This window comes from Chryseobacterium sp. KBW03 (genome assembly GCF_003852415.1).
Lineage (GTDB): Bacteria > Bacteroidota > Bacteroidia > Flavobacteriales > Weeksellaceae > Chryseobacterium > Chryseobacterium viscerum.
On sequence record NZ_QAJO01000012.1, the window covers coordinates 117,212 to 141,310 of the forward strand.

Sequence of the window (24,099 nt, forward strand, 5' to 3'; positions counted from 1 at the left end):
AAACACATCACTTTTCTAATTTCTAACTTCTAGTTTCTACTTAAAAATGCACCTGCTTGATCTCTTCTTCAATTTCCTTAGGAGTTTCATCTTCAGATTTAACAAAAATCATGGTCACTACAGCTCCTATCAGCATGCAAACTCCGCCTACCACGACATAATCCATCGCTTGTTTTCCAAAGATGCCACTTACAATAGGTCCTCCGAACAAACCATTGATAATCTGCGGAATGACAATAAAGAAATTGAATATTCCCATATAAACTCCCATTTTCCTTTGGGGAATAACATCAATAAGCATCGCATAAGGCATTGCCAGAATACTGGCCCAGGCAAAACCTAATCCAATCATTGAAATCCATAAATGATCAACTTCTTTAATGAAATACATTGAAACAAGCCCTAATCCTCCACATAATAAGGCTAAAGCATGGGTTTGTTTTTTTCCAATCAGCTTAGCTATTGGCGTCAATAAAAACGCAAATGGAATAGCCCAGAGATTATACATTCCAAAGAGTTTCCCCGTTAAATCTCCAGCATCATTAAATGCTTTTGAGTGGGTATCTTCCGGAGAAAGTCCTAAATGATGGGTTGCTAATGCGCTGGTTGTAAATACCCACATCGTAAATAATGCAAACCATGAAAAGAACTGAACAATTCCCAGCTTTTTCATCTGTACAGGAATTGAAGCGAAGTCTTTGAAAATATCCGAAAATTTAGATTCGTGTTTCTCTGCTTCTTTTTCGTCCTCAAATTCAGCAAATTCCTGAGGAGAATATTCTCTGGTTGTTATGATAGTGTACAGAATAGATATGATCAGCAGCCCGGCCCCTATATAAAAGGAGAAGATGACATTATCAGCCACAAATCCTGCAGGCGCTTCATTGGAAATCCCCATTTTTGTCAGCCACTCCGGCAGATAAGATCCTAATACAGCTCCGATTCCGATCAGAATCGTTTGTACTGAAAATCCTATCGTTCCCTGATGTTTCGGGAGCATATCTCCAACCAAAGCTCTGAAAGGCTCCATTGCGATATTCACCGAAGCATCCATCATGGCAAGGAATATTACGGCTAATAAAAGAGCATTGGCAGCAAACATCTGAGTAACAGAAGCGGCATTGGGAAGGAGTACCAGCCCAACGGCACATAAAACGGCTCCAATTAAAAAGTAAGGTTTTCTTCTTCCTAACGGACTCCATGTATTATCTCCCATATGTCCGATAATAGGCTGAACAATCAATCCTGTAATGGGTGCTACAAGCCAGAACCACGATAATTCGTGGACATCTGCTCCTAAATTACCCAGAATACGGCTAGCATTCCCGTTCTGTAATCCAAATGCCATCTGAATTCCGAGAAACCCCATACTCATATTGATGATCTGAAGCATTGATAAATTGGGCTTTTTTCTTCTTCCCAATGCTCCCGTATCATATTTCCCTACCATCTCTGCCATTATAACTTCAGTTTTTGGATTAATGCATCTTCGATGGGTGCTTTCTCAGTAACCACTTTATCCACCACTTCATTAGGAACTGTCACAGAAAGAACATATTGCTTCACCTTCCAGCTTCCGTTGATTTTTTCTACCACCCCTGAACCTCTGCAAATTTTCATTTGAGTATCCAATAATTCATCAAACCAAGCCAGTTTTCCGTCTTTGCTGAAGTAAATATTTCTTTTAAGGGAAGTAAAATTCCAGGTTTTCTTTTTATCAAAATGAGGTTTCGCCCAAATCATGAATTCTTTTTTGTCCCAGATCTCAGTAGCATCTGTTCCAATAAAGGTAGATTCATCGGCAAAGAAATTAAAATAAGCACTGTAATCTGCTTTTGCAGCAGCTACATTGAATGCATCAAGCATAGTACTGATCTCTGTTTTTTCTTTGTCAAATCTGGTCTTTGACTGTGCACTCAGTAAAGAAAATCCCAGTAGAAAAAGGATTAATGTATAAACAGTCGTTAATTTTTTCATAGGTAATAATTATTTTTCAAGTTCAATGATTAGTGGAGTTTTTGCAGGAATATTCATACTGTTTTGTAATGAAATTTCTTTTCCTGACATTATCTCTTTTCCTTTTGTAAAGCCATTAAGTGATTCTGCAAATCTTTTCAAGTCTAACGTGTGATCTTTTTCATTATTGTTGACAACCACCATTACACTTTCTTTTGCATTATATCTGAAATAAACAAAAACACCGTCCTGAGGAACGAAATTTTTAGTTTTCCCATTATGAATCACCTCTTTACCTTTTCTCCAGTTCAGCAGCTTCTGAGTAAACTGGAAAAACTCTTTCTGCTCCGGAGTCTGAGCGGACGGGTTAAAAGCATTTTGTTGATCAGACTTCCAGCCTCCAGGAAAATCCCTGCGGATATCTGCATCACCTCCTGTCTTTTTATCTCCTCTCATTCCTATTTCTGATCCGTAATAGATCTGTGGAATTCCCCGTACTGTTGAGATCAGGGTAAGTCCTATTTTGTAAGCATTAGGATTTGCATTAAAGATTTCATTCCATCTTTCGGTATCATGGTTTTCAAAGAAGACCAGAAGGTTATTGATATCCGGGTAAAGGAAATCGCTGGTAAAAGAGTCATACATTCTTATCATCCCTTTATCCCAGCCTTCTTTTTCACTAAGAGCTTTAGGCATATTTTCAAAGAGCATAAAATCCATTACCGACGGTAAATTTGAATTGTACCCTTCTATTTCTCCTATTTTCGAATTTTTCTGCCATGCTGCAATTTGTGCTGCTGTATACAGCCAGGTTTCTCCAACAATATTGAAGTGCGGATATTCATCTGTAATGGCTTTAGCCCATTTTGCCATGGCTTCTTTATCATTGTAAGGATAAGTATCTACGCGGAATCCGCCTAATTCCGCATATTCAATCCACCAGATTGCATTTTGGGTTAAATATTTCAGGACCAGCGGATTTTTCTGGTTGATATCAGGCATTGTAGTATCAAACCATCCGTCCAGCGCATATTTTTTATCAATATCAGAAGCGTTGGTGTCAAATTGCGTTGTCGTTTTATAATTGGAGCGCTTAAATCCTTTCTCCCCTTCATCAAACCAGTGTATCCAATCTTTTGAAGGAAGGTCTTTGATCATCCAGTGTGAGCCACCCCAATGGTTGGTAACATAATCCATCACCAGCTTCATATTTCTTTTGTTGAGCTCCTGAGATAAGGTTTTATAGTCTTCATTGGTTCCGTAGCGGGCATCAATTTTATACAGATCGGTCTGGGCATAGCCGTGATAAGAGTATACTTTTTCGTTATCCTCATTCACCGGAGTTAACCAAACGGCTGTAGCTCCAAGGTTCTGAATATAATCAAGATTGTTGATAACACCCCGGAGATCTCCGCCATGTCTTCCGTTTGGAAGGCTTCGGTCTGCTTTTTCTGTAAGCTCCGGTCTGGAATCATTTTTCTCATCACCATTCGCAAAACGGTCCGGCATGATAAGGTACATCATATCTTTTGAGGTAAAAGATTCCCGGTTGGCAGATCCCTGATTTCTCTGTTTCAGTTCATAGGTATATGAGCCTACATTTTTTTTACCTTTTCTAATACTGATGGTAAACTTCGGAACGTTTATTTCGTTGGTATTGATGGTAATAAAAGCATAATTCGGATTTTCCACTTTCCGGATTTCTTTGATCTGTACTCCATCTGAAAGCGTAATCTCATTATTGGCAATGTCTTTTCCGTAAACAAGAATCTGAAGTTCAGGATTTCTCATCCCTTTCCACCAAAAAGCAGGCTCTACTCTTTCCACTGTTTTTTGGGAAAAAGCGGCAGAAGCTATTGAAAGGGCAAATGCTGCATATATTGTCTTCATATTAGTGTTCAATTTAGCATTAAATTTTCATATATTATAGGTTTAATGCATAATTAGAATGCATCTTTTTTATCGTTATAAATATAAAACTTTAAGATACCACACCTGTTTTTTGATTCTTATCATAAATAGTTAAATTTTTCATAAAAAATTCACCTGAAAATTTGACTTTTCATCCTTTTTATCTTTAGTTTTACAGAAAAAAGATGTTGGATTTCAGTAATATGTTCAAAACTGAGGGGCCGGATGTTGTTTACACCTGGACTATTCCTGTGTTTGCTGTAATTATTTTTGCAGAAATGGCCTACAGCCACTTCAATAAAGAAAAAATTTATGAAACCAAAGATGTAGCAACCAATGTTCTTTTTGCTTTGCTCAATTACGGGCTGGATATCATCATGAAAGGTTTTTCTTTGTTTGTGATGATGTTTTTTTATCAGCACCGTATCTTCGACTGGCAAGAAGGGATATGGTATTGGATTGCGGTATTCCTTGCCCAGGATTTTGCCTATTATGTTCATCATTATGTAGATCACCACTCGCGTGTTTTTTGGGCGGTACATATTACCCATCACAATTCTGATTATTTCAATATTAGTACAGGATTTAGAAGCCCTGTATTTCAACCGTTGTACAGATATTTATTTTTCTCCCCACTAGCATTCATGGGCTTCCATCCATGGCATATTCTGGTAGCTTATTCTGCAATACAGATCTATGGTACTTTTGTACACACCCAATCGATCAAAAGTATGGGCTTCTTAGAATATATCCTTGTAACTCCTTCCCATCACAGGGTACACCATGCCTGTAATATCAAATATCTTGACCGTAATATGGGAATGGGACTGATCATCTGGGATAAAATTTTTGGAACATTCGAAAAGGAGGATCCTGAGGTTCCTGTGAAATATGGCATCTATCCTAAGATGGAGTCTAAAGATCCGGCAACTACTCTATTCTATGAATGGCGAAGAATAGGCAAAGATATCAGACAGCCCGGAATTTCTTTTAAAACCCGATTGAAATACCTTTTCTACTCTCCGGGATGGAGACATGATGGTACCGGAAAAACGGTAAAACAGTTTCAAAAGGAATATAAGGAAAAGAAAAAAAATAAAACTCCTTCCTTGAAGAAACAAGAACCAAGTACGGAATATCAATATTCACAATTGGAGAAGCAAGCGGGAGATCAATAATCTTTCTGCAAAAAAATACCCCGGAACATCGAAAATTCAATGAACCGGGGCACCTTAGTGTATCGTTAAAATTATTTCACTGGCTTGATAGAAACTGCGAAACCACCGCTTCTTACCATTTTAAAATTAATTTTTGACTTACTTGTAATCTCTTTCTTATAGATATTATAGCTTTGAGGATTATCAATATAATCAGCATCTTTTCCATCTTCATAGATCATTGCCTCATATTTTACCCCTTTGTCCAAGAATGAGAAGTCTACTGTGTATTCGCGTTTGTTTTCATCGGTAATACCTCCTACAAACCAGTTTTCAGTACCTTTTGCTTTTCTTGCCGTGATCACATAATCTCCTGGTTCTGCAGATAAGATTTTCGTATCATCCCAATCTGCCGCTACATCTTTAATAAACTGAAACGCATCCATATGTTTTTTGTAGTTCTCAGGAAGATCTGCAGCCATCTGAAGCGGCATATACATCGTTACATAAAGTGCCAGCTGTTTTGCAAGCGTAGTTTTTACAAAACGCTTATCTCCAGGGAAATAATAGTCCAGCTTCGTCTGGAAAATTCCCGGTGTGTAATCCATAGAACCACCCATCCATCTTGTGAACGGAAGAACGGTCTGGTGATCAGGCTTATTTCCTCCGAATGCTTCATATTCTGTTCCACGGGCTGCTTCAGCAGAAATATAGTTCGGATAGGTACGGCTTTCTCCTGTAGGACGTACAGATTCGTGAGAATTGACCATGATTTTATAGTCGTTTGCTTTTTCAGCAATTCTATAATAGTGATTAATTGTCCATTGAGAATAATGATGTTCTCCTCTAGGAATGATATCTCCTACATATCCTGTTTTCACAGCGTCATAGCCATATTTATTCATGGTTTGGAACGCTTTGTCTGCCCATCTTTCATAGTTCGTAGCAGAACCTGAGGTTTCATGGTGCATAATCAGCTTTATTCCTTTTGAATGTGCATATTCATTCAACATTTTGATGTCAAAATCCGGGTAAGGGGTAATGAAATCAAAAACGAATTCTTTGGAGTGTCCGAACCAATCTTCCCAACCGATGTTCCAACCTTCGATCAATAATCCCTGGAATCCGTTTTCTGCAGCAAAGTCAATATATTCTTTAACTTTTGTATTGTTAGCAGCGTGTTTTCCATTCGGAGTCAGTTTAGCAAAATCGGTTTTTCCTAAATGAACATTTTCAGCGGTAGAATAAGCCCACTGTGATTTTCCGATGATCATTTCCCACCAAACTCCCATGTATTTTGTAGGGTGAATGTAAGATGTATCGGTATATTTTGTAGGCTCATTAAGGTTAAAGATCATTTTAGAATCCATTACCTGCTCTGCTTTCGGAGCTACAATAATAGTTCTCCAAGGGGTTACCGAAGGCGTCTGAATGTATCCTTTCGCCCCCTGTCTGTCGGCTGTCAAATGCGTTTTGAACTTATAGTTCTGTGCATCTACTTCCAGATGGGAAGCCGGATAATCTAATACTGCTGCCTCGGCAACGTTGATATACAATGGCTCTTTTCCTTCTTTTTTAAGCATTAACGGAGACTGAACTGCATTTTTCACCAATGACTGGGAAGCGTTCGCATCGTAAGCTTTATCCCATTTTGAAGGGATTTCAGAAACTTTTGTTTCCTGATACTGATATTCCTGAGAATCGTAATCCGCTACCATCCACCATGCTTTCATGTCGGTAGGGAAATCGATTTCAGAGTCTTCTTCTCTAATAACGAAATAGTTCAGGTTCTTTTGCTGAGGAAATTCATATCGGAATCCAAGACCATCGTTAAACAATCTGAATTTCACGACAATACTTCTGTCTGTAGAAGCCTGATTCAGTGTAACTGCCAGTTCGTTGTAATGATTGATATAGTTTTTCTTTTCTCCTAAAACCGGCTGCCAGGTTTCATTTTTGGAGTCTCTTTTTTCATCTGCCTTTACAAAACCGTTATTCAGGTCGTATTTTGCATCTTCTGGTTTGGCTATTTCAGAAGCGAATTTTATGGCTGTGTCTTTAAATAATCTCAATCCCAATTTAGAATCTTCAACTACTACCGCTCCGTTATATTTCAGGTTATAGTAAGGTACTCCTTCTTTCAGCTGAAAGTTCATTTCAAACTTCCCGTCCGGAGATTTTAAAGATTGTGCTTTCACACCTGCGAACATCATTGAGAGCAAAAGCGCTCCAACTGTAATTTTCTTCATAATGACTATTTAATTAACTTAAAAAATAGATAAAGTGCCGCGGTAAAGCAGCACTTTGCTTTATTTTAATTTGATTTACAATTTTGTAACGGTTAACTTATAATATGCTGAATTGTGTAAATCCAGCTCAATTTTATAGCTACCTGCCTGTGAAACTTTATATCCGGAATCTCCCGTAACAGTTCCTTCGGTATTAAAATAAGTTTGCACCCCTTTTCCGGAGGTCAAGGTCTCATCATCTTTTTTAGGCTGGAATTTCAGAACCCAATCATCATTGGCTCTAAATTTAAATACACCTGTATTACTCAATGCGATAGAATTAATCACAAAAGTCTTTGTTGTAGGATTGTATACAAAATCAGTATCTGAATTCCATCCTGTAGGTGTTGCATCACCAATAACTCCAAAGTTTGCCAGCACAGAAGAGTAAGTATTCGCTGCCCAATTTACCTTAATATAATAGGTTCCTATTGCAGGGGCTTTTATGTTTGGCCCGTCTAGTTTTAATTTTCCGGTATTGGTTCCATCGTCTCCTTTATTTCCCGGCCAGTCCTGATTGATAGAAAATTTATATTTTCCATCATCATCACCAGCAACAGTATTGATCCAGATAAATCCTCTGTATTCATCATTTTTTCCCGGAGAAAACAAATTTGGAGAATTAGCCGGAGTCCAGTTTGCATACCCTGCTGCTCCCGCATATGCTCCCGGCACATTGATCTTAGGATATACCAGATCCGGGTTTGGTGTATAAGGAGTTACTTTGAGTGCAATTACATTGGAGTAAAAAGCTGCTGACCCTACGGAAGTTTTCAATCTTACCTCGATATCATTTACTACATCCGGTACAGCTCCAATAGAAAACATGGCTGCATTCATTGCTGCATGGGTAGCAGCACCTGAAGTCATATCATTAGAGAAGTCAATGGCAGCACTTTTTTTGAAACCATCACCCTTAATTCCAAATTCTATTTTCTGATTGGGAACTACTGCAATATTAAATGTTGGTTTTGTCCATGTAAAACTGATGACAGCATCATTGGCATTGAGCTCATTAAGAACAATTGCACTTTTATCAGCAGAAACTTTACCTGCGGATGTTTCGTTTATAACAGCCTGATCCTCGTCTTTTTCACAGGAAATAACTAAAAGTCCTGTAAAAACCAAGGCTAATATTTTGAATAAATTTTTCATTTTCAACAGAATTTTAAATTAATACCCAGGATTCTGAATCAGGTTGGGATTTGCTACAATATCTTTAGCAGGAATCGGGAAAAGGTTTCTATAGCTTTCTACGGCTTTACCATCTTTCACATTCCCTTTCCATGGCCATACATAATCTCCTGTAGTAAATTTATTGAAACGGACAAGATCACTTCTTCGGGTTGTTTCCCAAGATAATTCTCTAGCTCTTTCATCTAAAATAAAATTAAGATTGATAGAAGATACGTCTCCGCTTGTATTTCCATAAGCACGCTCTCTCAGCTGGTTGATATAACCAATCGCGGTAGCCTGATTTCCACCGGCACCACCTCTAAGCACCGCTTCCGAATACATCAGATAGATGTCTGCTAAACGATATAACGGAATATCAGCCTCAACCCAGTTGGTATGAGCTCCAGCAGATCCATTGCTTTTAACATTTTTGAATTTGATAAAAGCATAACCATCCGTAAATGAACCTAAATCATTAATTTCCAGGTTCTGCCCTGTAGTAAAGAATCTTCCTCTTTTGTCGCTTCCATTGGAAGGAAATAACCCTACAAATGATTTTGTAGTTCTTAAACCACTCCATCCACCGTTCACTCCAAAGTCAACCGCTTTCATTTCTCCCCCTATTGCAGCATGCACCAGGAAAGTCGTTCCACCGTTGGTTTGAGTATTGATTCCGTCAAAATTTACACTTAAAATCTGTTCCGGGTTATTGATATTGTTATCCGCAAGGAATAAATCTTCGTACTTCGGTTTTAAGGAGTAACCTGCTGCAATCACTTTGTTACAATAGGTGATACAATCTGTATTTCTCTGCGTTCCTGTATATACTTCTGCATTTAAGTATAATTTTGCCAGCAATGACCATGCAGCGGCTTTATCTGCTCTTCCATAATCATTGGTTTTAGGGTCCTTCAATTCTCCTGCTACAGCAAGCAATTCAGACTCAATATAATTAAACAACGCTTTTCTTTCTATTCTTTTTGGCGGATTGATAGATCCCGGCAGATATGATTCATCTACAAAAGGAACATTTCCGAACATATCTATCGCGTGATAATACGACTGAGCTCTCAGAAAACGGGCTTCTGCTCTCATTAATTTTGCCTGAGCAAGATTATCTCCGGTAATATTATTAGCTGCTAATTTTTCATCCGTTACATTTCTCAGAAATTCATTACAAAAAGCAATTTCTGTATATACTCTATAGTACATTGCCGCAATAAATTCGTTGGAAGCGTCCCATGTCATTTTGTGAAGGGTATGAAGGTTTCCATCGTTCCATCCAATGACTGCTTCATCAGTGGTCACCACGTTCAGGTTGTACAATAGTCTTGTATACTGGGAAAAACCACCATTGATCCCGTTAATATCACTATCCGGCTGATCTCCGTCTCCACTGACCTGGCCTCCCATGGCAAGTCCTCCGTAAAGTTTTGCCAGAACATTTTTATAATTGGCAAAATCCTTATAAATACTGGCTGAAGTAACGTCTGTGATAGGTTCTCTTTCAAGATCTTTCACACAAGAAGCTGCCGTCAATAAAAATACTGCTGAAAGAGGCAATACTATATTTTTAAGTTTAATTCTATTTAGTTTCATTGAATTCTTATTTAAAATTGGAAGTTAAAGCCCAAAGAGTAAATCTTAGGCATTTGATAGTAACCGTTGTCTATTCCGCCAAAAACTTCAGGATCTACTCCAGAGTATTTAGTGATCACAAAAACATTCTGTGCCATGGCATATACTTTCAGATTACTTCCTTTAGTGAAAATTTCTCCGAAATTGTACCCGACATTGATATTATCTAATCTCAGGAATGAAGCATTCTCAACGTAAATATCTGATTTATACTGAGGAACTGCGAATTGGTACTGAGGTGCAGTAGAGAATACATTCTGAAGGTATTCGTTTGTAGATGCAGACTGCAGTGAACTATTTGAAGCGGCATTATTATATACATAATTTCCTAATACTGCTCTTGCACTCAATGCAAAATCCCAGTTTTTGTGAGATACTTTGGTTGAGAAACCTAAAATTGCATCAGGTGTCGTAGATTTGTAATAATACATATCTTTTGTATTGATTATTCCATCTCCATTTCTATCTACATACGCACCATCAACTGGTTTTCCGTTCGTATCATATACCTGCTGGTATACCCAGAATGAATTAGGAGCATACCCTACAGCATGAGCCTGGATTCTGTTTCCTGAACCTCCTTCAATTCCTCCGACTTCCATATTGAAAAACTCATCAGCTCTGTCTTTAAGCTTGGTGATAACCGGTTTGTAATGAGTAGCATTAAAACTTACTTCCCAGGTTGTGTTCTGATTTTTCACCGGAATTACAGTAATACTTCCTTCAATCCCTTCATTTTTCATATCTCCAACATTCTGCCAGCTTGCGTTACTTAAGCCCCCTGCAGGTTCATCGGCATATACAAGAAGGTCTTTCGTATCTTTTCTGAAAACATCAATTGAACCTGTAATTCTGTTTTTATTAAATCCAAAATCCAATCCTAAATTTTTGGTAGTCGTTGTTTCCCACGTAAGATTTGGGTTATAGTTAGCAGGTCTGAACATAAAATAAAATTCATTTCCGAACTGATATCCTGCTCCCTGATAACTTGGATTGTAGGCTGCAAAAGCTGGGTAATTATTAGGTTTATTACCGTTCAATGCAGGCAATTCCTGCTGACCCGTTTTACCCCATCCTGCTCTCAGCTTTAAAGTGCTGATTGAGGATATATTTTTGATGAAGTTTTCTTCATTAAGCTTCCATGCCAAAGAAACTCCCGGGAAAACGCCCCATACATTATCTCTGGTTCCGTTAAAGAATCTTGAAGAACCATCTTTACGAACTGATCCTGAAATAACATATTTATTAGCTATCGTAAAAATAGCTCTTCCATAAAATGAGATCAATGTATTTTGAGTTTTGAAATCTAAATCCTGCGAATTAATTCCTGTCCCTCTATAAGTTATAGCTCCTGGAAGATAAATATTGAAATCCTGATAAGAATACCCTGCAGTAATATCCACACCTGTGTTGATCGCACTGATAGTCTTTACATAATTAAAATAGGTTTCCAAAAGCTTGTTTTTCTTTTCCATCGAATAGAAATTTGAGCTTCCTTTATCTTCAAAACCTGGTCTTAAATTAGCATTCTTAAATTTATGCCCGTCACTTTTTGTGTAATCGTATCCGGCATTTACATTGAAATGCAGGTCCGGAAGAAAGTGAAATTTATAGTCTAACTGAATATTCCCCAATCCTCTGAGTACAGAAGAGACATCTCTTACCCCATTGATCATTCCAAGCGGGTTTGAATTGGCATTCACATTATATCCTGTTGCAGAACCCGAATCCAGCCATTCATAATACCCTCCATAATTGGAATTTCCTGAATATACTGGTTGTGTAGGATCAAAATAGGTAGCCGCCTTGATCACTCCACCGTCTACAAATCTGTTATCTGTAAATGTTCCTTTTACATTCACATTCACTGATAAATGATTGTCAAAGAATTTGGGACTTAAATTCAATCCCACAGAAGTTCTGCGGAAAGAATTTGATTTTACGATACCATTCTGCTCATTATAGCCTAATGATAAACGATATGGCAGCTCTTTAATTCCTCCTGAAAGGGCTACGTTATTATCTGTACCCCATGCTGCCTGGTAAATTTGATCCTGCCAGTCGGTATTGGCATTTCCCAGTTTGGTTTTATAACCTGCAGGGGCATACGTATTCACAAAATCTCTAAACTCCCGGGCATTTAATACATCTACCTTACCCATTTTAGTAGAAACTGAAGCAACTGTGGAGAAATTCACTTTAAATCTCCCGGCTGTTCCCTTCTTGGTTGTGATAAGGATAACACCATTAGAAGCTCTGTTACCATAAATGGCAGTAGCAGAAGCATCTTTCAGAATATCAAATGTTTCAATATCATTTGGATTAATTAAGGATAAAGGATCAGAAACTCCGTTCATTCCTACAAAATCCTGAGGAACTCCATCAATTACAATTAATGGTGAGTTTTCTCCACTTAAAGAAGAGGTACCTCTGATTCTGATCTTGGTTCCGGAACCCGGTGCCCCACTGTTATTGGTAATCTGTACCCCTGGTGTTTTACCCTGGATCAGCTGTCCGGCGGAAGTAGCTCCTCCGTTGAAGTCTTTTGCTGTGACAGAGGTTATAGAACCGGTAAGATCAGATTTTTTCTGTTTTCCATATCCGATCAAAACCACCTCTTCAATCTTCTTCTCCTGAGGAAGAGAATCTTTCTTCTGCGCGTGCATTACTGTACTGGCCAATAAAAAAGCAGGCGCGATTTTTAATACTGTTGTAAAGTTCTTCACAATCATATTCTTTTATAGTTTCGTTTTTTCAGTCATTTTTTGGCTTGGAGCCAGACTCGCAATTTATAAAAAAATTAGAATTATCATAAATTTAATATAATTTTAGTTAATTTTATGTATATTACGAAACCGATTTTAGTTAGTTTTTTAAAATCCAATATTTTACAACGACTTATGCAATGCATAATATTTACTTCAAATTAACAATATGTTAAACATTTGTTTAACTTTATTTCACATCGAACCTTTAGAAATTGCATAATTGATCATAATAACACCGTCAATAGCGGTATTCAGCAGATAATCCTTATCTTTGCAGTCAAAACTTTACTATAAATGTCAAACAGAAAGATGATTACGGCAGCTTTGCCTTATGCAAACGGGCCGGTTCATATAGGACATTTGGCAGGTGTTTATATTCCTGCGGATGTTTACGCAAGATTTCAGAGAAGATTAGGAAAAGATGTAGCGTTTATCTGTGGTTCAGATGAGCACGGGATTCCTATTACAATAAGAGCTAAAAAAGAAGGAGTTACTCCTCAGGATATCGTTGACAAATATCACGGGATCATAAAAAAATCTTTTGCTGATCTGGGAATTTCATTTGATGAATATTCAAGAACGACGTCTAAGAACCATTATGAAACCAGTCAGGATTTCTTCAAGGTTTTATACGAAAAAGGAAAATTCACAGAAGAAGTTTCTGAGCAGTATTTTGATGAGCAGGCAGGAGAATTCCTTGCTGACCGTTATATTGTAGGAACGTGTCCTAATTGTGGTAACGAAAATGCTTACGGTGACCAGTGTGAGAAATGTGGTTCTACCCTATCTCCTTCTGAGCTGATCAATCCGAAATCAATGCTTAGCGGAAATGTTCCTATCCTTAAAGAAACAAAAAACTGGTATCTGCCTTTAAATGAATATGAAGATTTTTTAAATGAATGGATCATTGAGGGCCATAAAGATGACTGGAAGCCCAACGTATATGGACAGGTTAAGTCTTGGTTGAATGACGGCCTTAAACCTCGTGCCATGACCAGAGATCTGAACTGGGGAGTTCCGGTTCCTCTTCCAAATGCAGATGGGAAAGTATTGTACGTATGGTTTGATGCACCTATCGGTTATATCTCTTTCACCAAAGAATGGGCAGAGAAAAACGGAAAAGACTGGAAAGATTACTGGCAGAGTGAAAGCAGTGACCTGGTACACTTTATCGGAAAGGATAATATTGTATTCCACTGTATTATTTTCCCGGCAATGATGAAGGCTCACGGAGACTACATTATGCCTAAAAATGTTCCTGCTTTTGAATTTCTGAACCTTGAGAACGATAAGATCTCCACTTCAAGAAACTGGGCAGTATGGGCTCATGAATATGTAGAAGATTTCCCTGGACAGCAGGATGTTTTAAGATATGCTCTTCTTTCATCGGCTCCGGAAACTAAAGATAACAACTTTACATGGAAAGATTTCCAGACTAAGAATAATTCTGAGTTGGTAGGGATCTTCGGAAACTTCATCAACAGAGTGGCAGTTCTTATTCATAAATATTATGATGGTGTTATTCCACAAGGAGATGTAAACAGCCCTGAATTACAGGAAATAAGTAAATCGGCAAAAGAAATCTCAGGATTTCTTGAAAATTATGAGTTCAGAAATTCATTAACTGCATTGATGAACCTTGCCCGTTTTGGAAACCAGTACCTTCAGACTGAAGAACCTTGGAAAACCATTAAAGACAACCCGGAAAAAGCGGCTCAGTCTTTATTCGTTGGAGCACAAATAGCTGTTGCTTTAGCGCAGTTATGTGAACCTTTCATGCCTTTCAGTTCTGAAAAGCTATTGAACATGTTCAATGTTGAAAAAAAAGACTGGAATGCGATTGAAACGCAATCAGTTTTAATTGAAACAGGTCATAAAATCAACGAATCATCTCTTCTTTTCTCAAAAATTGAAGATGATGTAATTGAAGCTCAGATCCAGAAATTAGAAGATACAAAACAAAACAATAAAAAAACAAACCCTAACGCAAACCCTATGAAAGAAGAGATCACATTTGATGACTTTACTAAAATAGACCTTAGAACAGCCACTATTACAGAAGCTGAAAAAGTAGAAAAAGCAGATAAATTATTAAAACTTACTGTAGATACAGGAGTAGATGTAAGAACTGTTGTTTCTGGTATTGCAGAAAGTTTCACTCCTGAAGAATTAATCGGGAAGCAGGTAATGATCCTTCTGAACCTTGCTCCAAGAAAAATCAGAGGAATTGAATCTCAGGGAATGTTATTATTAACAACAAAACCAGACGGAAAATTATCTTTCGTAACACCGGACGACAGCAATGTTGAGAACGGTATTGAGATCGGATAATCAACCTCAATATAAGATAACAGGCTGTTTCACTAGAAGCAGCCTTTCTTTTGACAGATAATATAAGGAGCTTATTCCCGCTATCCACTCTTACTCCTCGCGCCTGACTCCCAGCCCGAGCATGGGCCGAAGAATCCCAACCGTATGCTGCGGGGTAACCGTTACTATCGGGGCTAGGTAAAGGCACAAAAAAAGTCATCCCGGTTTACAGAATGACAATGTATGCTAATTTATGAGATTGCTTCGCTTACAGCTCGCAATGACTTGTTGTACATTATTTCTTAGTCAGTTTTGCTAAGTAAGAATCTTCATCCTTCAAAACTTTTTTTATTTTGAAACCATTGTTTTCAGCTGCATTCTTCAAGGTATTGAAGTCAAGATACAGCCAGGTGATCGGTTCCTCAGATTCTCCTTTGTAATGAACCACATACTCCAGTTCTCCATAATATCCTCCGGCAGGAATATACACTCCTCCATCCTTATCACGGTCAAACATATAAAGAATATCTGTACTGTCAATCAGAACCTGTCCTTTATCATTTAATAAAGTATGTAATTTCTGAAGATAGGTGTCAATTTTAGCAAGGCTTTCAAAAACACCGGTACCATTCATCAGTAATAAAAGAGTGTCGAAGGTCTCCCCGGAAAAATCAAGCATATTTTCACAAACTGCTTTATTAATTCCTCTCAGCTGACAAACCTCAATAGATTTTGGTGAAATATCCAATGCGGTCACATCAAGATTCCTTTCATTTTGAAGGTATAAAGAATGAGAACCGGCACCGGCACCGATATCCAGAACTTTTCCTTCGGATAACTGCAGTGCTTTCTGCTCAATATCGTTCATTTCTTCAAAATCTCTGAATAAATAATCTACCGGAAGTTCATCCAGCTCAGAAATTGATGTTTCAGTCTGCAGATTTTCCGGATTTTCATTGTGGTAATAATCCCAGATCGCTCTGCCCATTAAATCTTTCATACCTGCAAAGATACAGCTTCAGGGTACAAAGTTCAAAGTTTTCAGGGTAATGTTTCGGGTTACGAGTTACGGGATTGTTATTGCGAGTTACTACTTTCTAGTTTCTTTTTGCTGCTTATCATTATCCTGAATCTCATCTCTTACCTCTCCATCCAAAAATTCACCATTGACATCAATAAACCTTCATCGATATTTCACAGAATATTTTCCCAGCTACCTACTACCTTTTATCTGCCACCTGCCAACTACTCCATCGAATCCTTCTCCTTATGTCTGTCTGCCTGAGATTCATTCTCCGCAACTCCTGCTTTCCAATAAGAATAGGCATATAATTCCTGAGAGGTCCAGTTTTTTTCTTTTCTGAGATAAGTACGAATCTCTTTCACGCTTGAGAATTCACATGCAACGTAACCAAATTTGGTTGTCTCGGGAAGATCAATATTTTTTACAGTATCTGAAATTTCACTGCTGATCTGAGGGTGGGCATTGTGCAGCCATTTAAAATCAATTTGAGCTTTGGTTTCAAGCAGTTGTTCGTCTTCTTTTCCATGAACTTCAATAATACAGGTTCCTTTTGCCGTTTCAGGAAGCGTTTCCAAAATAGCACTGATCACCGGAATGGCTGTAGCATCTCCTACTAACAGATACCAATCTGCTGTCGGATATAATTCTTTACCTTCCAAACGCATCATCACTCCCAGTTTTGAACCTGCTTCCGCCTCTCTCACCCATTTAGAGGCAGGACCTCCGTCTCCATGGTCTACAAAATCGATAATTAATTCATTTTTCTCCAGATCAATTCCCCGGTGTGTATAGGTTCTGATGGCCGGAGCGATCTCTTTAGGCGGATACACCCACTGATGATTTTCATCCAGCGTCGGAAAATGAATCTCGTTCAAACCAGCTGGAGGGACTGCAATTTTATTATTGTCGCCCACCACGGTATTTTTGAATACCTGAACTTCCGGTGAATATAAATACACTCTGATAAAGTGGTCAGTAATATATTCTTTTCTGGTTACTTCGGCAACGATCTGCCCTGTTGAAATTTTAGCCATAACTGATTTTTTAAAGTTAAAATCCGGTTTCCGATCGATCTCAGAAACCGGATTTGAAATACAATATGTTTTCAGATCAAGGCACTTTTACCTTCATCTTATTTTTAAAATTCAAAAGTGTAAGAAAGATTGAATGTTCTTCCTCTTCCTTTATAATTGAACAGATCCGGAAGTCCATACGTAGAATATAAAACCTGGGAACGCTTACTCCAAATGGTTTGATAATCCGTATTAAACAGGTTCTGGATTCCCAGACTGAATTTCCCCCAACTGAATCGATATCCCATCATAAGGTCTGAAGTATTGTAGCCTTCCACCACATTATTAAGCTCGTCTTTCTGCTTGAAGTTCTGCAATGACTGGAATCTGAATGACCAGTTTTTGATATTATACCCGATATAGGTCACCAATTTTGACGGAGAAGCATTATAGATTTCCTGTTTCTGCCATTCTCCCTTGTTATCTACCTCAGATTTGATCAAAAGTCCGCTTGCTCCGAAATACACTCCATTGTTTAAAGCATAGGAAACCTCAGCTTCGATTCCCATATTTCTTAATTTCAAATCATTCACAAGGATCTGGAAGGTCTTCTTGTCCACTGCAACGGTCTTATCAGAATTACTAAGGAATCCGGCAATCTGAGCTTTTAAACCTCCTCTATTGACGCGGTATCCTACCTCAAACTGATTGGTTTTAATGGCCTGCAAAGGTTGTTCTTTTACATTGATACTGGATACTACATCCCAGTTTGTTCCCACCAATTTGTACTGACCAATCCCATAAAACTTAGCAGGATCTGCTAAACTTGCTCCCTGGGAAAAGGTTCCCCAAACCTGGTGCTGCTCATTGAATTTATATAATAGTCCCGCATTCGCCAGTGTCACATTATAAGAACTTTCACCTCCGGGAATTGCCGATGCTGAACTTCCATAGCCCATGGCAACCTGCGTCTGCTGTTCTGAACCTACAAAATCATCCATTTTCACATTGATATGCTGATAACGAATTCCTGCATTCAATTGAAGCTTTGGAAGAATATTATATTTTGCCTGAACATATCCCGCGTAGCTCTGTGAGTGGTTGGTAGGATATCTTCCCAGACTGTATTTTGTTTCATTGACTAAACCTCCGCTGGACATAGTCTTAGCAATATCATAGACAGATTGTGCTCCCTCAAATTTTTCAAAATCAAAATCTGCTCCATAAGTAACGTTCAGTCCTCTCCATGATTTTGATAATAAAGCCTTAATCCCTGAATAATAAGTATCCTGCTGAGAAGAGGACATATAAGGTATTTTTCCTGTCTGCAATGTGACATTACCCGGGAATGGATAAAATCCTAACTTTTCACCACGGGTAGCTAACTGCACATAAAGGTCCTGTCCGCCCAAAATTCCGTTTCCGGTATAGGCTACCGTAGCCATATAACGTTCTGTTCCTACATTTTTATCGGATGAAAAACCATCTCTCATTTGCAGCAATGAAGCATTTTTTGTTGTGAATGCACTTAGATTTTCACCCAAGAATAAACTTCTGTCCCCGTTAAACTTAGAGTTGTAATACTGAAGGGAAGCTGTTATTTTATGCTTATTGTTAAACTGATATCCTCCTGTAGCCAAAATGTCAATCGACTGGTTGTACTGAAGGTCAGTTTGTGTAATATCTGTAAAAAGCTGTTTCTGGTCTGCTCCATATACTCCACCGTTCTGCTGGTACGCAACTCCCAGTCTTCCGAAGAACTTATCTCCCTTGGCAGCTATGGATTGAGCGGCACGGAAATCATGATCATCTTTGCCCATAAATCCTGTACGTACCCCCAATTCTGTTTCTCCACTGATCCCTTTCTTGGAAGGTATTTTGGTTATAATATTGATAATACCACCCGTAGCATTTCCTCCATAAATTGAACTTGCTCCGGAAAGGACTTCAATTCTTTCAATATTAAAAGGATCAATAGCATCCAACTGGCGGCTGATAGAGCGGATACTGTTCAGAGAAACTCCGTCGATCATCACCAACGCTGAACGTCCTCTCATATTCTGTCCGTAATTGGTTCTTCCCTGTGGACCAATATCCATAGAAGGAATCAGAATCGACAACATTTCTTTGATAGGAACACCGCTTTTAGCCTGTTCCTGAATTTTTTCTTTCTGTACTACCCAGACTGTTCCCGGAATTTCAGAGATTTTTGTAGGCTTTCTGGAAGCTACGATCACCACATCGTCAATACCTTTAGAGGCAATAGAATCTTTAGCGGTCTGGGAAAATAGTAATCCCGAAGCCAACAGACCTATGAATGCATACTGCTTTTTCATTCTTTCTACTCAAAGTTTTATAATCTCACAAAGATAATTCTTATTTAGAAAGAATAAAAATAACAAAGTATGAGATTTTCCCTTATTTTATCATCTACAAACATCTTTTTACAGAGAAGTTATTTAATCTTATCAAAAATATTGGATATATATTAAAACCATTAAGAAGGATTTAAGAAATAAAGGATAGTTAAGATAAATCATTCTGATTTTAAGCTTAAAGCGAAGCTTATCTTAATGCTCTAAACACCTTATACAATCTTAATGTTTCAAAAAAATTAAAGCTTGCATCTTCTTAAAAACGTAAAATCCCGGCCCACGAAGGACCAGGATTCTACTAGTGAAAAACAAGGTATCTTTATACTGCAGGACCTGCAGCATCTTTTATCTCTTCTAATAATTGTTTTCGTTCGCGTAGTCTTCTTCTTGCAATGACAGATTTACCGCCCAGAACTCTTACAAATCTGAAATACTGAAAGCGTTTTGCTCCGAAGTGATGCGTAGCAACATAAATCAGCACTCCAAATCCGACTAAAATAATATATCCGAATATCTTTTTGCTCGCTATGATAATGGCATTAAGCTGAATGGCTTTCATATTAGCCGCTACATTCTGAGGCGTAACAGTCATTCCGTCCATATAAACTGCTAAGTCACCTATTGCTGTAATCTGGAAACGATATTGAAACCATGAGTACAGTGTTGAAAAAATTCCCACGGCCAGAAAAGTTCTCCAGACCAATACAAGTCCGATCGCCGCAAGCATTTCATCCATTTCAAGTTTATCCAGAGTATAAAACCATACAGAGATAAACAGGGAACACATTCCGTAGCCTTTTAAAAACATAGGCAGATACCAGTTGTCATAACTGAACTCCAATACCATAGAAAAATACATAATAATGGCATATCCGATCATTGCTGAAAAACCGGAAAAAATATACATTTTCAAAGGTTTTTCTTTTTTGAACCAGAAAATTGCAATGACTCCAGCCAGAATAATTCCCGGAATCATCAGTAAGCTCAGTCTTGTATTCGTCAATTGATCATAACCCAGGACCCCCACTGCAAAAGTATTCTGAATAGAAGCGGTTCCCAAGAACATTCCAAGCCAAAAAAGCATAAACAAACCGTGCTGTACATTGTTTTTTGTGAAAATTTTAAATGAAAGGTACGGTCGTTTTAATGTCAACTGACGGATAGAAAGCAGTGCAAAGCTCAAAAAAGCAGTAATACTTGCATAAATGATATTCTTTGAATTGAACCAATCCTGCTGTCTCCCAAACGAATATACATACGCCGAAAACATAAAAGTGGAAATGAAAAGTAAAATACTTAACCAATCAATATAATGCAGCGGAACCTTTAATGCAAAGTATTTATTATGCATAAAAATCCAGTGTATCAATGCCAGTATAAAGCATAAAACGGCTGTAAACAGGTAAAACTGCTGCCAGTTGTAAAGAAGGGCAAATTCTGCGGCATAATAGGTCGCCACCTGATTCATCACCAGAACGAATGTATAGAAAGCCCCATAAAATATCCCTCGGTTTCCAATCATGACCATCAGGGGAAGAAACAATTCTATGGTCACCATCATCTTCATAAAACCAATCAATAATGAAGTAGCTATAAAGACCGCTGGCTGTAAGGTGGTTCCGTTCACATAGCTGAGCAGTCCTAAGAGCACCAGAAGGAGAACAAGCTTATCCCTTACTTTGAACCTCATTTTGATTCTGATGACCACAGGCATACAGGCTCCCATCCCAATGGTAGTCGCATAGTTGGCCCACATAAAATATTCTGTCATCGCACCGGTACCACTTGCCAGAGAACTGATATTCCCTGTATACACCCCACCAATAGGCATTACCACAGCAAGCAGTAATACAATCAGCAGCAGCTGTACGGGTTTGGGTACCCAATCGCTATATAATCCTTTGTTGTACATGATTTTTTAGGTAATAGATTTCAGATATCAGATGGCAGACTTCCAACATTCAGCCTTAGCTTTCCCCAAGCATAATGTCTGGAATCTGATATCTTACATCTTTTAGTCTTTATTAATATTCACATTCATATTCATTCCTGCGCTCAGTTTATCCAGATCTTCTTTTTTGTTGGAAGCCGTGAATTCTATTCTTACAGGAATTCTTTGTTGTACTTTGATGAAATTTCCGGTGGAATTGTCAGTCGGTACGCTTGAATATCTTGATCCGGTAGCTGCAGAAACGGCTGTTACTACTCCCTCGAATTTCTGTCCTCCTAAAGCATCAGCTGTCATTGCTATTTTTTCTCCTACTTTAATATTTGGCATCTGGCTTTCCAGGAAATTGGCTGTTACCCATTTCTGACCATTCAGAACAATGGTTGCAACCTGCTGTCCCGGCTGGATCAGCTGACCTTCAGAGATGGTTCTTCTTCCCATCACTCCATCATAAGGCGCTGTGATCACGGTATACGAAAGATTGATTTTCGCCATATCCAAAGCAGATTTTGTTCTTTTGATCTCTGCATCATTGATTCCCAATTTGCTTTTCACTTCTGTTGTGGAAAGATTTGCTGACTGCTTTTGATTCACTAACGTTTCGTAAGCTGCCTTTTGAGCATCATATTCTGTTTTTATCTGATCGTACTGTTGTCTTGTTACTGCTTCAGCCGCTAAAAGGTTTTTATATCGGTTTAAATTCTGCTCGGCATTCCACAATCTGGCTTTTGCTCCGGCAATATTAGACTGCATAACGTTGATGTTATTGGAAACCGTATTCACAGATGAACTGGTGGCTGTTTTCTGAGCCATGGCATTCTGATAGGCAGCATCAGCCTGTCCTAACTGGGTAATGATTTCGCGGTCATCAAGAATAACCAGTGTATCTCCTTTTTTTACATGCTGGTGTTCAATAAATTTAATTTCTTTGATATAAGCAGAAATTCTGGTATTAATTGGATTAATAAATTCCTCTACCTGTGCTGCTTCTGTATAGGTTTTGCTCCCGATATGAAAATATTCACGGATCAGCCAGAATAATCCGAAACCGATCACCAAAAAAACGATGATATTCGAGATGATGGCTCTGATTTTATTAGTTTTATTTTTCTTTTTCTTGTTTTCAGCAGCGGATGCTACCGGAGCTGTCGTTGTATTTTGAGTGGTTTGTCCCTTGTTTTCCATTGTGTTGATTTTCAGTTTTAAAAATTAAAGTGTTCCTGTAGATTTCAAAAGGTTATAATACTGATACAAAACATTGATTTCAGCGTTGGCATAATCAAGTTCTGACTGCAGTTTCTGGTTTTGGGCATCAATCATTTCTGCCTGTACTGCCAGTTGGTTCAGATATTTGGCTTCCGTAATCTTGTAGTTTTCTTCTGCCAGTCTTTTGGAATCATTCAGGATATCCGCCTGCTGAATCGCTTCCTGATATTTTGTATAGGCTGCATTCACTCCCATATCTACGTTCTGCTGTACCAGAGTCATCGCATCATTCGCCTGATTTTTCTGCAGGGTCCCTAATTTTACTTTTTCTTTCGTTTTATACAGGGTATCTATATTATAACTCAAAGAAACTCCGGTCTGCCAACCTCCTGAATACATATCCAAAACAGGGTTTCTTGTCGTGATAGGTCTTTGCAAAGTATATCCGCCAAATCCGGCTACAGTAGGCGCATTATCTGTTTTTATAATTTCAATATTTTTATCGGCAACATCTATGTTTTTCTTGGCAGATTTTAGCAATGGGCTGCTTTCGTGAGCAAGATTGGTATAATAATCCATTCCTATTCCTGCTTCTTTATTGTTTAAAGTTTCAGTAGGAACAATTTCTGTATCAGAGGATAAACCTAGCGCGATATTTAAATTATAATTAAGTATTTTTTTATTATTTGAAAGGGTCAAAATTCCCTGATCCAGGTTTTTGATAGCCAGCTCTCCACGAATCACTTCATTTCTCGTTACCATCCCCTGCTGGTAGAACTTCTGAATATTTTTAAGACGTTCCTGTGCCAGCTTTTTATTATTCTGAAACACATCTTCCTGGTTGATGATTTTATAGACATCCAGATAATTGGAAATCACTAAAAATTTTACCTCCTGCTTATTTTTTTCTAAGTCCAGTTCGGAAAGCTGCTCACGAAGCCCTGCCATTTCAATCGATTTGTTCACCAATCCACCTTTGAAGATCAGCTGTGTTGCCTGTACAGCATAAGAACTTCCATAATGCGGCATCGGAACTGTTGTAGAGTTTGAAAAATCCTTATCGATTGCTACCGCGTCTCCTAAATAGAACTGACTTGTAGAAGCTGTGATAGTGGGCAGTTTCTGAAGTTTAGCAACATTTGTGCTTTGTTTTGCAATACCAATGTTCTGTGCGGAAACTTTAAGCTGCTGATGATTCTGAACAGCGAGTTCCGCCACCTCACCTGCGGTCATCTGCTTGATCTGTTGTGAAAAAAACAGCGCAGGAAAAGCTGCTATCAAAACGGATAGTGCTGTTTTTATTTTCTTTGTCATTTTACCTTGTTTTAC

Annotated in this window: 15 protein-coding genes; 2 read left to right on the forward strand and 13 right to left on the reverse strand. The window is 38.2% G+C overall.

Translation table 11 applies throughout. The annotated features are described in order from the left end of the window. Positions 1-40: 40 nt before the first annotated feature. From DBR39_RS20490 to DBR39_RS20500, 3 genes are read right to left on the reverse strand one after another with little or no spacing between them, the layout of a single operon-like run. The gene (locus DBR39_RS20490; protein WP_124536208.1) at positions 41-1,459 is read right to left on the reverse strand and encodes an MFS transporter; all 1,419 of its coding nucleotides are present in this window, start codon (positions 1,457-1,459) and stop codon (positions 41-43) included. Then, positions 1,459-1,977 (reverse strand): nuclear transport factor 2 family protein, encoded by a 519-nt coding sequence (locus DBR39_RS20495; RefSeq protein WP_124536210.1) that lies wholly within the window; start codon positions 1,975-1,977, stop codon positions 1,459-1,461. Before DBR39_RS20495 ends, DBR39_RS20490 begins: the two co-directional genes overlap by 1 nt. A gap of 9 nt (positions 1,978-1,986) precedes the next feature. Continuing rightward, complete coding sequence (locus tag DBR39_RS20500) at positions 1,987-3,846, reverse strand: glycoside hydrolase family 13 protein (protein WP_124536212.1); 1,860 nt, start codon at positions 3,844-3,846, stop codon at positions 1,987-1,989. A gap of 206 nt (positions 3,847-4,052) precedes the next feature. Between DBR39_RS20500 and DBR39_RS20505 the strand changes: the two genes are divergently transcribed. After that, positions 4,053-5,045, forward strand: coding sequence for a sterol desaturase family protein (locus tag DBR39_RS20505; RefSeq protein ID WP_124536214.1), 993 nt, complete (start codon positions 4,053-4,055; stop codon positions 5,043-5,045). 71 nt (positions 5,046-5,116) lie between these two features. Here the strand turns inward: DBR39_RS20505 and DBR39_RS20510 are convergent, their stop codons facing one another. The 4 genes from DBR39_RS20510 to DBR39_RS20525 form a co-directional block, all read right to left on the reverse strand. Beyond that, positions 5,117-7,273 (reverse strand): glycoside hydrolase family 97 protein, encoded by a 2,157-nt coding sequence (locus DBR39_RS20510; protein WP_124536216.1) that lies wholly within the window; start codon positions 7,271-7,273, stop codon positions 5,117-5,119. 75 nt (positions 7,274-7,348) lie between these two features. Beyond that, on the reverse strand, positions 7,349-8,467 hold the full coding sequence (locus tag DBR39_RS20515; RefSeq protein WP_124536218.1) for a SusE domain-containing protein: 1,119 nt from the start codon (positions 8,465-8,467) through the stop codon (positions 7,349-7,351). A gap of 18 nt (positions 8,468-8,485) precedes the next feature. Beyond that, entirely contained in the window at positions 8,486-10,087 is a 1,602-nt protein-coding gene (locus tag DBR39_RS20520; protein WP_124536220.1) for a RagB/SusD family nutrient uptake outer membrane protein, read from the reverse strand. An 11-nt stretch (positions 10,088-10,098) separates the two neighbouring features. After that, positions 10,099-12,852 carry a SusC/RagA family TonB-linked outer membrane protein gene (locus tag DBR39_RS20525; RefSeq protein ID WP_124536222.1) on the reverse strand — a complete coding sequence of 918 codons (2,754 nt, stop codon included), beginning with the start codon at positions 12,850-12,852 and terminating at the stop codon, positions 10,099-10,101. Between the two features lie 336 nt (positions 12,853-13,188). Between DBR39_RS20525 and metG the strand changes: the two genes are divergently transcribed. Further along, a complete protein-coding gene (metG, locus tag DBR39_RS20530; RefSeq protein ID WP_124536224.1) occupies positions 13,189-15,225 on the forward strand; it encodes a methionine--tRNA ligase in 2,037 nt (678 codons plus the stop codon). Positions 15,226-15,499: 274 nt separating this feature from the next. Here the strand turns inward: metG and DBR39_RS20535 are convergent, their stop codons facing one another. From DBR39_RS20535 to DBR39_RS20560, 6 genes are all read right to left on the reverse strand, one after another. After that, positions 15,500-16,204: a class I SAM-dependent methyltransferase gene (locus DBR39_RS20535; protein ID WP_124536226.1), complete on the reverse strand. Its 705-nt coding sequence runs from the start codon at positions 16,202-16,204 to the stop codon at positions 15,500-15,502. Between the two features lie 245 nt (positions 16,205-16,449). Further along, positions 16,450-17,262, reverse strand: coding sequence for a siderophore-interacting protein (locus DBR39_RS20540; protein ID WP_124536228.1), 813 nt, complete (start codon positions 17,260-17,262; stop codon positions 16,450-16,452). A gap of 104 nt (positions 17,263-17,366) precedes the next feature. Further along, positions 17,367-19,577, reverse strand: a complete 2,211-nt coding sequence (locus DBR39_RS20545; RefSeq protein ID WP_124536230.1) for a TonB-dependent receptor — start codon at positions 19,575-19,577, stop codon at positions 17,367-17,369. A 358-nt stretch (positions 19,578-19,935) separates the two neighbouring features. Further along, on the reverse strand, positions 19,936-21,528 hold the full coding sequence (locus DBR39_RS20550) for an MFS transporter (protein WP_124536232.1): 1,593 nt from the start codon (positions 21,526-21,528) through the stop codon (positions 19,936-19,938). Between the two features lie 102 nt (positions 21,529-21,630). Then, entirely contained in the window at positions 21,631-22,749 is a 1,119-nt protein-coding gene (locus DBR39_RS20555) for an HlyD family secretion protein (protein WP_124536234.1), read from the reverse strand. A 24-nt stretch (positions 22,750-22,773) separates the two neighbouring features. After that, entirely contained in the window at positions 22,774-24,084 is a 1,311-nt protein-coding gene (locus tag DBR39_RS20560) for a TolC family protein (RefSeq protein ID WP_124536236.1), read from the reverse strand. Positions 24,085-24,099 lie beyond the last annotated feature (15 nt).

Bases quoted from the DNA above. Each gene is read 5' to 3' on its own strand.
- DBR39_RS20490 (WP_124536208.1), bottom strand. From the start codon at position 1,459: ATGGCAGAGATGGTAGGGAAATATGATACGGGAGCATTGGGAAGAAGA.
- DBR39_RS20495 (WP_124536210.1), bottom strand. From the start codon at position 1,977: ATGAAAAAATTAACGACTGTTTATACATTAATCCTTTTTCTACTGGGA.
- DBR39_RS20500 (WP_124536212.1), bottom strand. From the start codon at position 3,846: ATGAAGACAATATATGCAGCATTTGCCCTTTCAATAGCTTCTGCCGCT.
- DBR39_RS20505 (WP_124536214.1), top strand. From the start codon at position 4,053: ATGTTGGATTTCAGTAATATGTTCAAAACTGAGGGGCCGGATGTTGTT.
- DBR39_RS20510 (WP_124536216.1), bottom strand. From the start codon at position 7,273: ATGAAGAAAATTACAGTTGGAGCGCTTTTGCTCTCAATGATGTTCGCA.
- DBR39_RS20515 (WP_124536218.1), bottom strand. From the start codon at position 8,467: ATGAAAAATTTATTCAAAATATTAGCCTTGGTTTTTACAGGACTTTTA.
- DBR39_RS20520 (WP_124536220.1), bottom strand. From the start codon at position 10,087: ATGAAACTAAATAGAATTAAACTTAAAAATATAGTATTGCCTCTTTCA.
- metG (WP_124536224.1), top strand. From the start codon at position 13,189: ATGTCAAACAGAAAGATGATTACGGCAGCTTTGCCTTATGCAAACGGG.
- DBR39_RS20535 (WP_124536226.1), bottom strand. From the start codon at position 16,204: ATGAAAGATTTAATGGGCAGAGCGATCTGGGATTATTACCACAATGAA.
- DBR39_RS20540 (WP_124536228.1), bottom strand. From the start codon at position 17,262: ATGGCTAAAATTTCAACAGGGCAGATCGTTGCCGAAGTAACCAGAAAA.
- DBR39_RS20545 (WP_124536230.1), bottom strand. From the start codon at position 19,577: ATGAAAAAGCAGTATGCATTCATAGGTCTGTTGGCTTCGGGATTACTA.
- DBR39_RS20550 (WP_124536232.1), bottom strand. From the start codon at position 21,528: ATGTACAACAAAGGATTATATAGCGATTGGGTACCCAAACCCGTACAG.
- DBR39_RS20555 (WP_124536234.1), bottom strand. From the start codon at position 22,749: ATGGAAAACAAGGGACAAACCACTCAAAATACAACGACAGCTCCGGTA.
- DBR39_RS20560 (WP_124536236.1), bottom strand. From the start codon at position 24,084: ATGACAAAGAAAATAAAAACAGCACTATCCGTTTTGATAGCAGCTTTT.